Origin of the sequence: Pseudomonas sp. 30_B (genome assembly GCF_017491605.1) — a bacterium.
Classification (GTDB): Bacteria; Pseudomonadota; Gammaproteobacteria; order Pseudomonadales; family Pseudomonadaceae; genus Pseudomonas.
Genome location: NZ_JAFGYY010000033.1, coordinates 23,475 through 40,916, shown reverse-complemented (window position 1 = coordinate 40,916; position 17,442 = coordinate 23,475). Strand labels below are relative to the sequence as shown.

General features: G+C 60.5%; 14 protein-coding genes and 1 pseudogene. 7 read left to right on the top strand and 8 right to left on the bottom strand.

Translation table 11 applies throughout. The features are described from left to right. Positions 1-977: 977 nt before the first annotated feature. Positions 978-1,964, bottom strand: a pseudogene (locus tag J5M67_RS25025) (IS1182 family transposase); the annotation flags it as partial. Positions 1,965-2,340: 376 nt separating this feature from the next. On the opposite strand from J5M67_RS25025, the gene J5M67_RS25020 reads away from it, so the two are divergent. The 7 genes from J5M67_RS25020 (at position 2,341) to J5M67_RS24990 (ending at position 8,642) form a co-directional block, all read left to right on the top strand. Next, complete coding sequence (locus tag J5M67_RS25020) at positions 2,341-3,357, top strand: extracellular solute-binding protein (RefSeq protein ID WP_207888120.1); 1,017 nt, start codon at positions 2,341-2,343, stop codon at positions 3,355-3,357. A 410-nt stretch (positions 3,358-3,767) separates the two neighbouring features. Further along, positions 3,768-4,601 carry a phytanoyl-CoA dioxygenase family protein gene (locus tag J5M67_RS25015; protein WP_207888119.1) on the top strand — a complete coding sequence of 278 codons (834 nt, stop codon included), beginning with the start codon at positions 3,768-3,770 and terminating at the stop codon, positions 4,599-4,601. Between the two features lie 17 nt (positions 4,602-4,618). Then, positions 4,619-5,035 carry a RidA family protein gene (locus J5M67_RS25010; protein WP_207888118.1) on the top strand — a complete coding sequence of 139 codons (417 nt, stop codon included), beginning with the start codon at positions 4,619-4,621 and terminating at the stop codon, positions 5,033-5,035. Positions 5,036-5,103: 68 nt separating this feature from the next. Beyond that, positions 5,104-5,400, top strand: coding sequence for an EthD family reductase (locus J5M67_RS25005; RefSeq protein WP_207888117.1), 297 nt, complete (start codon positions 5,104-5,106; stop codon positions 5,398-5,400). 150 nt (positions 5,401-5,550) lie between these two features. After that, positions 5,551-6,255 carry a TetR/AcrR family transcriptional regulator gene (locus J5M67_RS25000; RefSeq protein ID WP_207888116.1) on the top strand — a complete coding sequence of 235 codons (705 nt, stop codon included), beginning with the start codon at positions 5,551-5,553 and terminating at the stop codon, positions 6,253-6,255. A 228-nt stretch (positions 6,256-6,483) separates the two neighbouring features. Next, complete coding sequence (locus tag J5M67_RS24995; protein WP_243434872.1) at positions 6,484-7,977, top strand: FAD-dependent oxidoreductase; 1,494 nt, start codon at positions 6,484-6,486, stop codon at positions 7,975-7,977. After that, positions 7,977-8,642 (top strand): cytochrome c, encoded by a 666-nt coding sequence (locus J5M67_RS24990; RefSeq protein ID WP_207888115.1) that lies wholly within the window; start codon positions 7,977-7,979, stop codon positions 8,640-8,642. Before J5M67_RS24995 ends, J5M67_RS24990 begins: the two co-directional genes overlap by 1 nt. A 252-nt stretch (positions 8,643-8,894) precedes the next feature. Here J5M67_RS24990 and J5M67_RS24985 read toward each other — a convergent pair whose 3' ends face one another. The 7 genes from J5M67_RS24985 to J5M67_RS24955 all read right to left on the bottom strand — a co-directional run bounded on the left by J5M67_RS24985 (position 8,895) and on the right by J5M67_RS24955 (position 17,385). Beyond that, positions 8,895-9,557: a hypothetical protein gene (locus J5M67_RS24985; protein ID WP_207888114.1), complete on the bottom strand. Its 663-nt coding sequence runs from the start codon at positions 9,555-9,557 to the stop codon at positions 8,895-8,897. A gap of 28 nt (positions 9,558-9,585) precedes the next feature. Beyond that, positions 9,586-10,242: a c-type cytochrome gene (locus J5M67_RS24980; protein ID WP_207888113.1), complete on the bottom strand. Its 657-nt coding sequence runs from the start codon at positions 10,240-10,242 to the stop codon at positions 9,586-9,588. Positions 10,243-10,251: 9 nt separating this feature from the next. Further along, positions 10,252-11,751: an FAD-dependent oxidoreductase gene (locus J5M67_RS24975; RefSeq protein WP_207888112.1), complete on the bottom strand. Its 1,500-nt coding sequence runs from the start codon at positions 11,749-11,751 to the stop codon at positions 10,252-10,254. Between the two features lie 289 nt (positions 11,752-12,040). Beyond that, complete coding sequence (locus tag J5M67_RS24970; RefSeq protein WP_207888111.1) at positions 12,041-13,417, bottom strand: FAD-binding oxidoreductase; 1,377 nt, start codon at positions 13,415-13,417, stop codon at positions 12,041-12,043. Positions 13,418-13,428: 11 nt separating this feature from the next. After that, positions 13,429-14,667, bottom strand: a complete 1,239-nt coding sequence (locus J5M67_RS24965) for a thiolase family protein (protein ID WP_207888110.1) — start codon at positions 14,665-14,667, stop codon at positions 13,429-13,431. A gap of 17 nt (positions 14,668-14,684) precedes the next feature. Then, positions 14,685-16,244, bottom strand: a complete 1,560-nt coding sequence (locus J5M67_RS24960; RefSeq protein WP_207888109.1) for a class I adenylate-forming enzyme family protein — start codon at positions 16,242-16,244, stop codon at positions 14,685-14,687. Positions 16,245-16,254: 10 nt separating this feature from the next. Beyond that, positions 16,255-17,385, bottom strand: a complete 1,131-nt coding sequence (locus tag J5M67_RS24955) for a trans-acting enoyl reductase family protein (RefSeq protein ID WP_207888108.1) — start codon at positions 17,383-17,385, stop codon at positions 16,255-16,257. Positions 17,386-17,442 lie beyond the last annotated feature (57 nt).

The following is a 17,442-nucleotide window of genomic DNA, read 5'->3' as shown; positions in this document are numbered from 1 at the left end:
TAAAACTCTCGAATTCACGAGTGTTACTTGCGTTGCTGATAATCAGTCGATCATCAGTCTTACATCACAAGCACCCACACGAATTGCTTGATTCGACTTGTTAAAGAGCGTTTGGATGAGGCTTTCGCCTCAACCGAGGCGCGCATTCTACGCTAACCTCTTCTTCCGTCAAGCGTTATTTTCGAAAATCTCTTTTCTACTCAACCGCTTGCGCATCAGTGAAGGAAGCCTTCTCATCAGCGGGAGGCGCATTCTACAGCGATCAAACGCACTGTCAAGCTCTTCTCTTCAGTTCGCTGCCGGAGCAGCCCATGAAGAGCGACAAGTGAATCACCCGCCTGATCACCACTCTCAACTTCGACTAACTGTAAGTACTTGATTTTCAAGCCCTTTCAGCGCTTCGTCACTGGGAGTGGTGCGCATTATAGGGACTGAAAAGTCCCCGTCAACGGCTTTTTGCAGAAAGATGACAAAGGGTGTCTCTCCTTCCCTCTCCTATATCGACGCAAGCCCTTCCGGCAACCGCACACCGCCAGGAGCACTGGCGGCGGACGGGGCCAAGTCGCCCCCTCATCTACTACTCGACCACTCCTCTATATAGAGAAGACTCACCAGGACCTCACACCTATACGCACGCTTCCTGGATTCCTACGAGCTTTGCAGGTTGCCGCCTCGGAAAGCCGCGAGCCATCCTCCGCCCGCCACGGTCAATCCCGTGGCCGGGTTTAGCGACTCGAAAGACACTGGCGCGACTGCGCTGAAAGCGCATGCGGGAAACAGCGAAGGTTTTCTGTAGGCCCTTTCATGCCTGTAGTATTCACTACTGGCTCTATGGCAGATCGCGCGGGGAGACCTTCGGGTCTGCCGGGTCCAGTGTCTCCGGTTCGCTAACCCCGCGCGGTCTGCCACCCTACGCTTAGCGACGTAGATGGCAGCTCTTATATGGACACTGGAGTATTGCCATGCAAGGACCTTTCAGCCTTGCTGCTGGAGGTCATCGGCTTGGGCACGAAGGGAGTAATGCCCGCCTGCTCGCACGCGAGGACTTCCACCCCGCTGAAGTAGCCTCGGTCGGCAACGACGTTAAGGTGTTCAGACGCGGTGGCCTCTCGAGCCTGCTCGGCCATCGAGGCGAGCGCCGCACGGTCATGGCCGACGTTGGTGACTTCGTGCGCAACGATCAGGTGGTGCCGAGTATCGACTGCCGTCTGCACGTTGTAGCCGACTACGCCGGTGCCTTTGCCGCTGGTAGCCATGGAGCGTGAGTCCGGATCGGTGAGCGAGACTTGCCCATCCGGTGCTTCGCGTAACTGCTGCTCCATCTCCTTGAGCGCTTGCATCTGCTGGCGGAGTTTCTCGATTTTGTCCTGGAGGCGACTGGCCTTGGCTTCGGCGACATCGGATTGAGTTCGGTCGGCAGTGTCCATCGCCGCCAGATAACGGTCGATGCTTTTTTCAATCTGCTCCATCCGGGCGCGCAGCTTGCCGTGGGTGAAGTTGCGATCACGGTTGTTGACTGCTTTGAACTTGCTGCCGTCGATGGCCACGAGCGACTGGGAGAACAAGTCGAGTTGGCGACACAGCACGACGAACTGCCGGCAGACATTGCGAATGGCTTTGCCGTTGTCACGCCGGAAGTCGGCAATGGTTTTGAAGTCCGGAGCCAGTCGCCCGGTCAGCCACATCAGCTCGAGGTTGCGTTGGCATTCGCGTTCCAAGCGACGGCTGGACTGAATGCGGTTGAGGTAACCGTAGATGTAGACCTTCAGCAGTACGGCGGGGTGATAGGACGGTCGACCAGTTACGGCAGGAGTGATCCCGTCGAACTCCAGGGCCACCAAATCGAGTTGCTCGACGAACGCTTCGACCACGCGGATCGGGTTGTCTTCGGCGACGAAGTCATCCAAGCATTCGGGAAGCAAGCTGACCTGTGCCCGGCTCACCTCTTCGATGAATCGCTTCATACGCCGCCCCCGCTGACGTTGCTCCAGCAACTCTAGGCGAGGACGACGTTTTCACACAGCCTGGGCCAGAAGCAGACATTGCCTCCCAGAACCAGACCTGACGTCGGACCAACGACTTGGCCCGAGCGATAGCAGCAGCTCTTCTGACCTCTCCCAAGAGGAGGTAGTCCCCACGCACTTTTTGCACGTCTCGCGTTGCCCGTGTATTTTACAAAACAACCGATACAAAAATAAAAACCACGGCAAAGCGAGGACCAATATGCTTCCAGGAACCAGAAGATCCGGGCTTCTGCACGAGCATCGGCGCGTGTCTCCCAAACGGTTTGGGCAGTACGGCAAAGGATCGTTGCTAGCTGGGATATACCTGATATTGGCGATGGCCCACGCGACGGCGGGAGAGGTCGTGCGGGTGCTCAACTGGGCAAACTACGTTGACCCAGGCGTTCTGCAGGATTTCGAACGAGACACCGGGATCAAGGTCGACTACAGCGAGTTTCATTCCGCAGCGGAACTGGATACGGCGTTGGCGGCTGGCCAGCGATTCGACGTTATCGTCCCATCGGATTTTCAGCTCGACCAATTGATAGACCAGCAACGGCTCGTCGAGCTCGATCTGAACAGGCTTCCAAACCGGTCACAGGTGAGCAGTGAACTGCTTGCGAGGATCACGGCCCGCAGTCGTGCAGATCGATTCGTGGCGCCCTACATGTGGGGAACGGTTGGCCTGGTCGTCAATGAAGAACTGGCATCACGGCTTCTGCAAAAACCAGTCGCCAATAGCTGGAGCGTTCTCTTCGACCCGGCCAGTGCGAACAAGCTGAAGTCATGTGGTGCAACGCTTGGCAGCGTGCCCGAACAAGCGCTCTCCCTCTTCCTGAATTACAAGGGAAGAAGCCTGCAGAACCAGAATGCCCGGGTCGTCCAGAAAGCCGCTCATGAGCTCGATGCCCTGGATCTACCACTCTGGACGGGCTCATTTTCGTCGTTCATTGCAGATCTCGCTGAAGGGAGAATCTGCGCGGCGATCACCTGGAACGGTATCGCTGCCATAGCAAACACCAAGGGCAATCTGCGTTACAGCATCCCACAGGAAGGAGGGCTGGTTTTCATCGACAGCTTCGCCATTCCTCGAAACGCCCCGAACCAGGCCGCCGCCTACCGCTTCATCGACTACATGCTCAGGCCAGCCAATGCGGCGCGAAATGCCAAGGCCACGCACTTCACACCCAGCCTTGACCTTGAGCAGCCATCCAACCAGAAGCTGCTCTCTGAACGGACACCGCTGAGCTCCGACGAGAAGAGACGCTTGTTCCTCCCGGAGCGCTTTTCCACCGAGCAAAGACAAGCCATCGGCAAGGTCTGGCCCCCGCTCAGCAGCGCCGCTCACGAATAGACCGAGGGACCTGGCGCTACACGCCTGGAGCGCACTTTGCGTTCCAGGCCTTCCGAGACGGAATGACAGCGGCAGATGCCGCATCAGCTGTCATTAACCGGTCGGAAAACGAAAGCTCTGCCATAGCTCCGACCCAAGACTCTACGCCTCCTCCGATTGCCGTTACCCGGTAACCACAAGCTTCCTTCACCTCCGAGAAGAGCCCGTGGGCAACCTTGAGCCGGCCAGCCGATGCGCAGCTCCTATTGGGCATTTCCAAACCTCACGAGCTGCTTCGAAACAGACAGTTCACCCTGCTTCTTCCGAACAAAATGATCTTTGTAACATTAACATAACGATCGTTGCGCAAATACGAAGTGCTTGTTAGTCTCCAAGACACAACAACTAGCGTTCTGCAGGAGACAAGCACCATGCACGCTTCCCTGAGTAAGGCGTTTTTCGAAGACGGGGCCGTTCTGATCAAAGGCTTCCTGAACAAGGAACAGCTGGCCAGATGCCGCGAGGCGTACGATTGGTCCGTGGAGAATCATGGTCCCAACGCGTTCCGCATGTTCGACGGCACCGAGCAACAATCGCACGTCGACAACGCCAATCCGGTAGCCAAGACAAAGCTGGAGGAATTGGTTTCCTCCCTGCCCTTCGGCCAATTGTTTGCCGAGCTCTGGGGCTCCAAAAACGTCTGGTACTTCGCCGAGGAGGTATTCCTCAAGGCGGGCGGGCATGGTTCACGTACGCTCTGGCACCAGGACACCTCTTACCTGCCATGGGCGGGGAATCACTGGGGTAACGCCTGGATCAGCTTCGAGTCGGTACCCAAGACGAATGCCCTGGAGATCATTCGCGGCTCACACCGCGGCCCACGCTACGACGGCACCACATTCCTCGATCCCAGTGATCCGACCCAGCCCCTGCATGGTGGCGATACCCTGCCACGACTCCCCGATATCGAGGCGCAGCGCCGACAGGATCCGGACGCCTATGACGTTCTGTCCTTTGCCACCGAGCCCGGCGACATAGTCGTACTGCATCCTGGATCGCTACATGGCGGAGCGCCGGTCGACGAAGCATTCCCGAATCGCCATACCTTCGTATTCCGCTTCTTCGGCGACGACGCGACCTTCCGTCCGCTGCCGAGCCAGAGTGCTTCGGGCTATCCCGAGCAGGGAATCCTCTTCACAGAGGAACTGAAGTCCCTGAAACCGGGCGATGCCTTCCGCCATCCGACCTTCCGCCAACTCGTATAAAAAAGAGGACGCCCGTCATGAGCAACCAGGATCTGAAGCGACAACTGATCAACCCTCCGCAAACCCAAGTGCTGTACGACACCTATCATTTCTCCCAGGCCAACCGCGTCGGCAACATCGTCTGGGTCTCCGGCCAGGTGGGAATCGACGCCAACTTCGTTCCCGGCGCCGATATCACCGAGCAATCGCACCTGGCCTTCCAGGCCCTGCGCGGCATTCTCGAGGAAGCGGGCGGCAGCCTGGCCGACGTGGTCGAACTGATTACCTTCCACACCGATCTGCAAGGCGAAGTCCATGCCTTCGGCCAGGTCAAGGACGAGTACTTCCCCGACCGCTATCCGGCCTGGAGTGCTGTCGGCGTCACCCAGCTGTCCCTGCCCCAGCTACGCGTGGAAGTCCGCGCGGTGGCGGTCATCGGCAGCGGCAAGGCCTGATTCACCCGCACTGAAATCAACCGGCGCCTCATCGAGGCGCCAATCACCTGCAGGAATGAATTAGACAGATGGCAACTCTCATCGTGAGCTACCCGGTCATCGAAGGCGCAACCTTCGATCGTGACTACTATGTATCCCGGCATATCCCTCTGGCCCAATCGGCCTGGGGCGAGTTCGGCCTGCAATCTGCGGAGATCCTTTTCCCGGCGGCAGGACCGCAGCCTCTCGCCGGCATGGTGATCATGCGCTTCGCGAATCAGTCGGACATCGATGCCGCACTCGCCTCCCCGAAAACCGCTGAGGTGGTGGGTGACGTCCCGAACTTCACCAACCTCACGCCTCAGATCTTTCGTGCGGGCGACTGAGCAGCGGGTAAGGTTTCCATCGATGCGCGGCCGCCCTTGGCGGCCTTTGATGCTTTCATCCAGCAAATTCCCTATGCTGAGCAACTCGGAAGGCTCCGGCTCTTCCCAGTGAACGAACTTCGTCCAGCCAGCCATAAAAGCGCCATTCCCATGCCCGACTCCCAACGCTCCCCCACCACCAGCGAAGCCCACGGCAAGTCCGAGCGACCTGCACGTCGCGGGCGCCCCGTGGGTAATCACGAAGAAAAGCGTACCGAACTCGTGAAAGCGGTGATCGAGGTGATCGCCAAGGAAGGTTACGCAGGCACCTCGATGCGTAGGGTTGCTCAGCATGCCGGCTGCACGACAGGAGCAGTGACCTACTACTTCGCAAACAAAGAGGAGATGGTCACGGCCGCGGCCCAGTCTCTGTTCGATGAGTTCGACACACTGCTGGACTTCAGCAAGGTAGGGATCGACGTCAGGACCATCATCGACCAGTGGCTCAACTGGACCAAGGCTGACGAGCCGGACTCGTGGCTCGCCCTGTTCCAGCTACTGGCTCATGCCAGACACGAACGGGCCTTTGCTGACGTCCTGGAGCAGCGCTATTTCCGTTTCCGCGAAGTCTTCGCATCGATCCTGGCCAAGGGCCAGGCCGAAGGCACCATCCGCGACGACATCGACGCCGACCTGCTCGCCGACCAGATCAGCGCCATGGGCGACGGCTGGATGATGTCGCAGCCCATCGAGCCCGAGCGCTTCAATCCCAAGCGCAAGCAGGCACTCCTGGACGCGGTCATTACCCTGATCTCCCCTCCCCAACCTAAAAGCGCCAAGCCTGCGTCCAAGGGTAAGCGCGCCAGCTCGCGCTGACCTCATCAAAATTTCCTGAGTTTCCCTGCAAGGCCGGATACACCGGCCTTGTAGCCTCTCTCCAGTAGGTGGCTGCACGCCGCTTGCCGCTCGATCGCCTCCCCGCTTCAGCCCCGCCGACCATCATCGAATAGTTCGTCCTTTCTCCCCCTTTGCTACGACAGCGTTGTGCGGTACTTTTACATAACAGTTGTGATAACAAATAAAATGTACCCACAGGTGTGAAAGATGGTCACAGAAAACGATAACAATGAGCTGTCGCTACAAGCTCGCCAGCGGCGCCAATTGATGCAAGCACTGGGAAGCGCGGCACTGCTCGGCGGGCTCGCGCTCAGTACGCGAGCCAATGCACAAGCGGCGCAGGATACCCATGGTGATGTGCTCGACGTCGCCATCATCGGCGGCGGCCTCGCGGGGCTAACGGCAGGGCGCGATCTGCTCCGGGCCGGTAACCAGTCCTTCGTCGTGCTTGAAGCGCGTGATCGGGTTGGTGGACGCACCTATAACCACGACCTGGGTAATGGAGTGATATCCGAAGCAGGCGGCCAATGGATCGGCCCCGGTCAGACCGCCATTGCGGATCTGGCGCGTGAGCTCGAGATCGACACCTTCCCCACTTATTACCAGGGCAAGTCGGCCTACCTCATGGGTGACGCCAAGTACGAGGAAGACACGACCGATGGCGCCAAGACCAATCCAGTAATCGTCGAGAAGCTCAACGCGCTGGCCCGCAAGGTGCCCAGTAAGGCGCCCTGGAAAGCCGCCGATGCGGCGGCGCTGGACAAGCTTTCGGTCGGTGAATGGCTGAAGCAGCAGGGCGTCAGCAATGTCGACAAGTTCGGCTTCAACATGTCCGTGAGCCTGACCTTCGGTAGCCCGCCCGCCGGCATGGGACTTCTGCACTACCTGTCGATGATCAACTCCTCCGACTGCAGCCTGGAGAAGCTCGAGGGCTTCAAGGGCGGCGCCCAGGAAACTCGCTTCGTGGGCGGCTCGCAGATCCTCAGCATCCGAATGGCCCAGACGCTCGGCAACAAGGTCAGCCTTTCCAGCCCAGTGCGCAAGATAGTGGGCTGGGATCGCGACATCGTCGAGCTACATACCGACAAGGGCATCGTCCGCGCGCGGACGGTTATCCTGGCCCTTAACCCGGCCCTGTGCGAGCAGATCACTTTCGATCCGCCGCTGCCGGGCGGCCGCGCCGAGTTGCAACGACGCTGGCCAGCGCATGCACCCATGCGTAAGACGGTGCATGTCTACAAGCGCCCGTTCTGGCGGGACAAAGGCCTCAACGGCCAGATTGTTCAGGTCGAGGGTCCGCTGATCCTTTCCTACGACAACTCGCCGCCTGACGGCAGCCTCGGGGTCCTGAGCGCCTTCGTTAAACCGGGGCAATTGCCTGTCGATCCCAAGGCCGCACAGGAAACCTTGTCCGCTATTTTCGCGCAGGCGATGGGTGACGAGGCGCTTCACCCCATCCAGTACCACGATCACGACTGGGGCAAGATCGACCCCTGGTCCCTGACCTGCATCTCGCCGATGCCACCCGGCTTCTGGACCAAACTGGGGGAATACCTGACCCCGTCAGTAGGCCGGTTGATCTGGTCAGGTACCGAAACCGCCGACATCTGGGCCGGCTCAATGGATGGCGCCGTCCGCTCCGGACACCGCGCTGCGCTGGAGGCGCTGCAAGCGCTGACTCAGAGCCGGAGGATCGCATGATGAAACGAGTATTCGTCATTGGCGCCCTCACGGCAGCCGTTGCGCTGGTCGGCGCCGGCACCGTCTACGGCCCTGAAATTTATGCGGGCTACCGCTTCATGAATGCCCTCGACGAGCATGATGCCGAGTATCAGGCAAATGGCGGCGCCTGGCCGCAATTGCAGGACAGCTGCGCGCTTTGCCATGGAGCCCATGGCCAACCGCAGAATGCCCAGTTCGCATCGTTGGCCGGCCAGAGCGAAGCCTACATCGAGGAGCAGCTACGGGCCTTCGCCGAAGGACGCCGCCACAGCCCTCAAATGAGCCCATTGGCGGCGAACCTGAGCGACGAGCAGATCAAGCAGTTGGCCCATTACTTCTCGCGGCAGAAGGCTGGTCGGACGGAAAGTCCCGCAAGCGACAAAGAGCTCGAGCAGCGCGGCCAGGCCACGGTCACCGCCAAGGGCTGCACTGCCTGCCATGGCGAAGGGCTTGCCGGCGGGCCTATTGCTCCGCGTATCGCAGGCCAGGGAAAGCTCTACCTGATCGATCAGCTCTCAGCCTTCAAACGTGGTGATCGCAAGGATCCGACGCAGGCCATGAACGCATTGGCCAGCTCTCTTTCCGAGGGAGAAATCCTCGCGGCAGCGCATTATCTGTCCACGCTTACGCCCACCAAACAGTAACCATTGCCCTTCTCGGTGGGCATGGATGCCCACCACTTTTTCCTGCGCTGTGATCAGGCCTCATCCCTTCTGCTATCGCTGCCAAACCAGCGGCCTGAACAACCCATTCTTCCCCCGTCAGAACGATGCTGCGCATCACCCTGCACAAGCGAACAATCAGTCATCCGAAAAGCAAAAGCCGCCTGGTCAGGCGGCTTTTGCTCAGGAGGCAGTTGGGGTGCAGGTAGTGTTTGCCTGCACCACAGGTTGCCGTCAGCGGGCCGGCAGCATTACCGACGAGCCTTTCAATCGCTCCAGCGCCCCATAGCCGTAGTAGAACTGACTCAGCATGAAGGCCCAGGTGCTTAAGGCGAGAACATAGAAATTGAGAACCACGTTCGTCTCGTCGCCTGGAATCTTGTAGAAGTCATAGATGCTTGCAATCGCCTGTCCAGCAAGCATCGCGATGATTACGCCAAGTGCCTGGAGATAGGCTCCGACGACAACCAGACGAGACGCGAAATAGACTAGGTAGATCGAGAAGAGCGACCACATGGCGATATAGAAGTAAGGAAGAGGCTTGACCATGAAGTCCGCCAGGATGAGCACAAAGGTGGCGGCGAAGGTAACCACGAACATCAGGAAGTCCTTGGACTTCGATGGCTTATATCCATGTGTGACGGCCATCAGGCCAATGATGCTGATGATGGGAACGCCGAACCCTCTGGAGAAGGCATCGAGAAAGTGCGAAATCTCGTAAGCGATGCCAGAGTTGGTCAGGAAGAAGATCAAGGCATTGGAGGCTGAAAAGGCGATCACCAGGCATTCGACGCCCAGAAGATAGTTTCGCTTCTTCAGAAATTTATATCCGAATACGAATCCGGAGAGAACCAACAGGAAACAAGCAAGACACAACACCAAAGTTCTGGCGTCCATAACGGCAACCTCGAAATTGAATGGCTGATCAATTGGCTTGCGGTGCTAGTGCCGCAAGGTAGTGGGCAACTGCCCGCCGATCGTCTGGGGAAAGTGTGGAGGTGATTGCTTTCATCACTCCGCTGGGTTCGCTTCGTTTGCCGCTGGCGAACGCATCGAACTGGGCGATCAGATAGTCCACGCCCTGACCGGCAAGCCGTGGGAACTGCTCATGCCCCATCAGGTGCTCGCCGTGGCAAGCAATGCATCCTCCGGCCGCTACCAGCTGCTTCCCCTTATTGCGCAATGCCGGATCCGCCTGGAAGCTGCTGTTCTCCCGGGCTTGCTGTCTGGCGTAGTAATTCGCCAGCAGGTCAATCTCCTGCGCAGTCAGCGTCATCGCCAGTGGCCCCATGTTCGGATAGGTCCTCTGCCCGTTCGCAAAATGCTGAAGCTGAGTCGCCAGATAGGTCACTGGCTGCCCCGCAAGACTGGGGTAACGCTGGTTAAGCGAACTACCTTTGGCACCATGGCAGTTGAGGCAGGTATCCGTCAGATGCGGCCATGGACCACCGTCGGCCTCGTAGGCATTGGTCGAATCGCTGATGTAGCTCTGCAGACGGTAGAGACCGAGAACATTGCGACCATAGAGGGCCACCAGAATGGCCAGCACTGCAGCAACGCCAAGCAAAATGAGTTTCTTCATCGTCCGCTCCTACGCCTGACGCAACGCATTGAGGGCATGCAGAGCGCTCTGATGGCCGGAACGGACCGCGCCGTCCATATACCCGGCCCAGATGTCCGCGGTTTCCGTGCCCGACCAGATCAGGTTGCCGCAGGAGGGCCGCAGTGCCTCGCCATGGGTGCTCCAGAAACCCGGTGGGATAGCCGAGACACAGGTGATAGTCCAGGGATCGGCCTGCCCCCAGTCATGCTCGTGATACGACACCGGATGCAGCGCCTGCTCGCCCAGCGCCTGAGCGTAGATTTCCGCCTGCATGCGCTGCGCCGCCTGCCGATCGGAAGGAACCCGCGCATTGGAGATGAAGGCGTTGATGACACCGATCTCACCGCCGGGTGGTGAGTTATCCCAGGCCCAGATGACCGGGCCATCGACGGTCAACACATGACCGTTCAAGCCCTTCTCCCGCCAGAACGGCCGGGAATAGACCATGGCACTCTTGCGTGCGGGGGAATGCGACGGCCAGGCCTGCTGCAACGCGGCGCGACCTTCGGGCAAGGGCGGGTCAAACGTGACCTGATGGCACAGCGCGGGATGGATGGCCACGATGACCCGGCGCGCGCGGATTTCCCCCTGGCCGGTGTGCAGCGTGACGACAGGGCTATCCCAACCGGATATCTCGCGGACCGGACACGACAGGCGCACAAGGTCGCCCAACTGCTCGGCCATCTTCAGACAAAGTATCTGCGAGCCACCGACCAGACGTGTGCCCTGGGCACTGTCCTTGATCGAGTCGAGCTTGTCGTATTCACAACTGGCGGAGTTGATCATCGAGAGGAAATGCAACAGCCCCATCTTGGCCGGCGCCACGCCACCACTGAGCAGGAAGCTGGCATTCCACCCGCCTCTATCCTCGGGCTTGATGTTCTGTCCGGCCAGCCAGTCGCCAGCCGACATCTTGTCCAGCTCGGCGACCTTCGGAGATTTCCACGGTGCTCCCGAAGGCACGTCCCGTGACATTTCGCTGAGCTTGGCAGCGAGCGCAGGATCGGTGCCGAAAGTGCCCTTGAGATCGATCTCAAGGTGCCCTTCTCCGCCGAGAATGACGGTCCGGCCATCGTAGTAGGTCGGAAAGGTTCCAATCTCCAGCTCGCGCGCGAGATCGGCGACCGCGGTCTGTCCCGGCCCGATCCATTGGCCGCCGGCCTCGGAAATGAAGCCCGACCCCAGATCATGGTTAAGGGTGCGCCCACCAACGCGATCGCGAGCCTCCAGGACAACGAAGGAGCGACACCCTGACAGATGCAGGTCCCTTGCAGCCGTCAACCCGGCCAAGCCGGCACCGATAATGGCGACATCCAGAACATCCTTCTCGCCTGCGGATGTCACGGAGGCTCCGGCAGAAGGCTCCGCAGCAGCTGCCAGGCCCATCTTCAGCCCCAGCCCTCCGACGGCAGCGGTAGCCCCTGCAAACTTGAGTAATTGCCTTCGCCGTAAGTCGAAAGAACTATTCGAGGAGGACTTCTTAGTCATGCTTTTTACCTCACGAATTCTTGATTTTTATTACCCACAAAACAGCGTCTTTACGGCAATGAAAAATCGGCACTGCATCTAAATAACTCTTTTAAAACCAATGCGTTGCCGAACCTAGGCGCTCCGGGTTCAGCCCGGAAAGCCCAAGTCAAATAATCGGTTCTTGTTTTTGACTTCGGATGTCGAAGTGACGCTTGAATGCGCACCCGACAAGCGATGCCGATATGCAAACCCGTCTCTGAAACGTTACTCATCCAGCACAGCGCACAAGCCTCACGCCTGTAGCGGCTTAGGCGTGGTGATCACCTCTGCTGCGAGCCTTGCGGTTGGTGTAGTCATCGAGCCGGTTCGCCGCACCCAGCGCCAGATTCATCACACACCATTGCAACGGGTCAGGGAGCATCGCCGGGGTCTTGTGCCGCAACGCCGCCAGAAGCGGATGTTCGATACCACCGATTCGCTCGGCGAGCAGATGCCCCATGAGCGATTGAGTCCCAACCCCGTGTCCGGAACATCCGGCCGTGTAAAGGATGTTCTGCTGCGCACCGGTTTCACCGACCACCGGCAACGCGTCGTAGGCAAAGCTGATGTAGCCACTCCAGCAGGCCTGGATACCAAGGCCACGCAAGGTTGGAAAACGATCGTTCAGCGCCAACGCCAGTTCGCGATAGGCGGCATGATCCGGTTCGTTCGGCGTTTGGGCGCCATACACGTAACGCAGCCGCTTGGTCGTCAGTACAAGCGTATTGCGGGCGGTAAGACGATGGCTCTCCATGGTGAAGTGCGAGGTCACGATCCCTTCGCGATTGGGCCAGCCCAGCGAGTCCAACTGTGCGGAGGAGAGCGGTTCGGTCTCGATCGCAGAAACCTTCAGCGGCATCACTTTGTTCTGCAGCAAGCCCAGCTGAGGTGTATAGGCGTTGGTTGCCAACACCAGGAAAGGAGCACTCGCAGTGCCTCGGGCTGTCCGGCACTGAATGGTCGGGCCTTCCTGGTACGACAGCAGAGCCGTGTTTTCATACAGCTTCACCCCTGCCTGAATGGCCGCACGCCGCAACCCCATCACATACTTGCCCGGATTGAGCGTGCCACCGCCGGGGACATAGCAACCGAACAGGAACGCGGGCGGTATTCCACGAGCGCGCATGGCGGCGTAATCGAGAAACTCACCGGGAGAGCCCAGTTCCAGGCCTGTCCGCATGCTCTCGCGAAGCTTCTTCTCCTGGGAGGGATGGACCCCGGCGCGGATGATGCCCGAGGCGTTGTAGTCGCAGTCGATCCCGAGTTCGCCGAGCCTCTTTTCGACATAGGAAACGCCCTGATCGTAGAAGCGAACGATTTCCTTCGCCTGCTTGTGGCCAACACGCTTGAGGAACAACTCGTATTCAAGCCCCTGGCCGCCGGCAAGGTACCCCGCGTTGCGGCCACTGGCACCAAAGCCGGCGAAATCCTTCTCCAGCACTATCACCTTCGCGCCCAGTGCGGTGAGCTCCAGGGCAGTGGAGAGACCGGCGAAGCCCGCACCAACCACGATCACATCCGCGCTTACATCGCCTTCTAGCTCCGGCTGCAAGTCGTCCGGTTTCTCGACCCAGCCGCCAAGACTGCGAAACGTTTGGGCTCCGGCGCCACGGCCGGCACTTTCATCTGGATAACTCCCACGCATGGCCAGGCCTCCTATCGGCTCAGGATATGAATTGCGACAGCGCCCTCTTCCACACCCACGAGTCCGCCGCCGTTCTCCTGAATCGCATGGCGCGCGCCCTCGACCTGACGTGCTCCCGCCTCCCCACGCAGTTGGGTGGTGAGCTCGTAGAGCTGGCCGATGCCAGTCGCGCCGAGCGGATGCCCCTTGGATTCCAGGCCGCCAGACGGGTTGATCGGAATCCGGCCGCCTACGGTGAAATCACCGCGTTCGGCACAGGGCCCGCCCTGCCCCATGGGAGCCAAGCCAAGGTTTTCCGCCTGGATGATCTCGCCCATGGCGGATGCGTCGTGGACTTCGGCCACATGCATGTCCTGGGGGCCCAGACCGGCGATCTCGTAGGCCTGCAGCGCGGCCAGGTGGCTGACATGCTTCTCCGGCTCGTCGATGCCCCGCAGCGTGAAGCTGCGGATCACGCTGGCGGCGATCTTCACGCAGCGCCGCGGGTCGGCACCGATCCGTTTCAGGCCGGCCTCGGTGCAGATGATCGCGGCGGCGGCGCCGTCGGTCATGGGTGCGCACATCGGCAGGGTAATCGGATAGGTGATCGGCGGTGCCGCCAGCACTTCCTCGATGGTGAAGGGCTTGCGGAACTGGGAGTACGGGTTGTGCACCGAATGGTTATGGTTCTTCGCGCACACCGCTGCGATCTGCCGCTGGGTGGTGCCGTAGGTCTTCATGTGCCAACGGCAGAAGCCGGCGTAGATGGACATGAAGCGGCTGTACGGACGGTCGGACTCCGAGCCGGGCGGAGGCTCGATCCCCTCCCCCATCTTCGACAGGATGGCGAAGTTTTCCTCCGCGCGGGCGACGTCCCACCCTGCTTCGAACAGGGCGAAGGACTTCGCCTTGTCGGCCACGACCATCTTCTCGCAGCCCAGGGCCAGCGCAACGTCGGTCGCGCCGGCACGCAGGCTCTGCACCGCCAGGTGGACCGCAGTGCTGCCCGATGCGCAGGCGTTCTCCACGTTGTAGGCCGGCACACCTTCGATGCCGATCTTGCTCATGACCACCTGCCCGGGAATGGACAGTTGGCCCTGCAAGGCCCCGTTGGTGATGCCGGCGTAGAAGACGGCCCCGATATCGGAGCGTTGTGCGCCGGAATCAGCCAACGCACCGTTGAGCGCTTCCAGGGCCAGCTCTTCAAGCTTGCGGTCCGGATGGCGACCGAATTCGGTCATGGCAATGCCGGCGATATAGATTGGTTCCATCAGAGCTCTCCTCGACCTCAGATCTGCCGGTTGGCGGCTTGCCAGTAGCGCGCGCGCAGGTCCTTCTTCAGGACCTTGCCCACAGGGCTTCGTGGCAGGGCATCAATGAAGTCGACGGTCTTGGGCGCCTTCACCGACCCCAGGCGCTCCTTGCACAGCGCAATCAGCTCTTCGGCGCTGACGCTCTGCCCGGTGGCCAGTTCCACCACCGCCTTGACGCTCTCGCCCCACTTCTCGTCCGGCACGCCGATCACCGCGCAGTCCTGCACCGCCGGGTGCCCCCAGAGCACTTGCTCGACCTCGCTCGGGTACACGTTGAAGCCACCGGAAATGATCATGTCCTTCTTGCGGTCGGTGATGTGCAGGTAGCCATCGGCATCGAGGTGGCCGATATCGCCGGTATGCAGCCAGCCGTCGATGATGGTTTCCGCGGTCTTCTGCGGGTCCTTGTAGTAGCCCTTCATGATCAGGTCGCCACGCACGCAGATCTCACCCGTCTCGCCCTGCGCCAGGATCTGGTTGTCGTCGTTCATGATCTCGACCCGGATCAGCGGGTTGGGCCTGCCGACCGAGGACAGCCGCTCGTTGCCTGCGATCGCGCCGTCGGCGAAGTGCTCGCCTGGCGTCAGGTGCGCGATGGCGCCTGGTGCTTCGGTCTGGCCATAGCCTTCCATCATGACCGGCCCGAAGACCTCGATGGCCTGGCGCAGCTTCTCCACCGACATCGGCGCCGCGCCGTAGAGGAAATAGCGCAGCGACGAGAAGTCGACCTTCTTGTTCAGGTCAGGAATGTCCAGCAGTCGATAGATCACGGTCGGCGGCAGGAAGAACTCCGTGACCTTGTATTGCGGGATCGCAGCCAGCAGCAGCTGCGGATCGGGCTTGGTGATCACCACCACGGTGCCGCCCCTTGCCGTGCAAGGGAAGGACAGCATGCCGGCGGTATGAGTCATCGGCGCCGCCGCCAGGTTCACCGGACGGATGTCCGCCGGATAAGGGGTATTGATCATGAAATGCGCGAAGCTGGTCTGTACGCTCCGATGCGTGTTCATGACCCCCTTGGGCAAGCCCGTGGTGCCGCCGGTGGGACCGACCCAAATCACATCGTCGGGGTCAACGGCGACCCGCGGATCGGTGCTCGGTTGGTCCTGGACGAAGCTCTGGAGCGACTCCGCACCGTCCACGTCGCCATCGACGCAAATCCACAGGCGAACCTTCGGCAGCTGCGGGCGCAGGGAGGTAATGGTTTCGGCGAACTCACGCTGGAAGAACAGGATCTCGCAGTCGAACGCGTCCAGCACATAGCGGTTTTCCTCGGGCGCGTTGCGCGCGCCCACCGGAATCCAGCATTGATTGGCACGCCACAGCCCCAGCGCGCAGAGCCAGGCCGTCACATCGTTGGCCGCCCAGACGGCGCCCTTGGTTCCGGACTTGAAGCCCCTGGCCAGAAGCGCATTGGCAATGCGGCAGGACATTTCACCCGCTTCGGTGAAGGTCGTGACCTCGCCGTCCTGGATATAGGCCGCGCCGTGCGGATTACTCCGCCAGCCGCGGTCGAAGAAATCGATAATCGCCATCGTCGTCACTTCACAGCTGGGTAATGGATGCACGAGCCAGGCCACGCTGCTCGAGGAAGCCGAGCATGTAGCGATGGCCGAAGGCTTTCGAGGTCGACGCGAAGCCCACCTTGGCGGTGTCGTTGTCCAGCAGGCGAACCACGGCTGCTGCGTGAAGCGCGCCGGTGGAGATGTAGGGCTTCACACCATGAACGGTGGCGCGTACGGCCGACAGGTGGCCACGACCGATGGCGAAGTCGACAGTGCGCTGCAGCGGGCCGCGCTCACGCGGCGGCATGACCGGAGTGGTGGAGTCGACAAGACTCTTGATCACCGCGTCCTGCTGTTCCTTGGACAGGTGCTTGTATTCGGCCTCCCACTTCTCGCCCAGCGCATGCACGCTCTGCATGACCGGGTTGTCGTAGAAGCCGACACAAGAGATGCAGCTGCGTACACGCGGATCGTGCTCGAAGTACACCGGCAGCGAAGTGCCGCCCCACGGCAGGCAGAACACCGACTCCATCAGGTCAGGGGAGACCACATTGAAGCTGGCACGCGGCGCGTGCGGGACCAGTTTGTTTTCCCACAGGTAGTGGGCTTCCTGGCGATAGGTTTCGAAGATGGTGGCGGCCGACCCCACGGACACACCGGCGGCGCCGCGCGGGCCACGGGTCAAGGTCGCGGTTTCCAGTGCATCGATGCCCTGGGTTTCCAGTGCCAGCTCGGCCGCGATCTCGGCGAAGGTATACATGTAGGCGACCGAGGGCGACAGCAGCAGGCCAGCCTGGCGGAACAGCTCACCGTAGTTGTCGCGCAGGGCGCGGATGTGCTGCTGCTCGCCAGCCGGGTCCAGGTAATGGCAGCCTGCCTTGAGGGCAGCCTCGACGGTAACCTGACCGAAGTTTGCGAACGGACCGACGGTGCTGCATACCACGCGGGCGCCCTTGAACACCTTGACCAGCGCCTCTACTTCGTGAGGGCACTCGACCAGCTCATAGGTAGCGGACTCGAGCCCAACCACACGCTCGGCCATCATCTCCTTGGCGCGGGCGGCATTGCGGGCAACCGCGGTGAAGGGAATGCCTTGGTCGATCAGCCAATCCATGATCAGCATGCCGGTGTAGCCGCTGGCACCATAGACAACGACAGGATATTTAGCCATTGCGAGTTCCTCGCTTTCTTATTGAATGGTTTTTGTTGGGGGTGGATCCGCCGGATC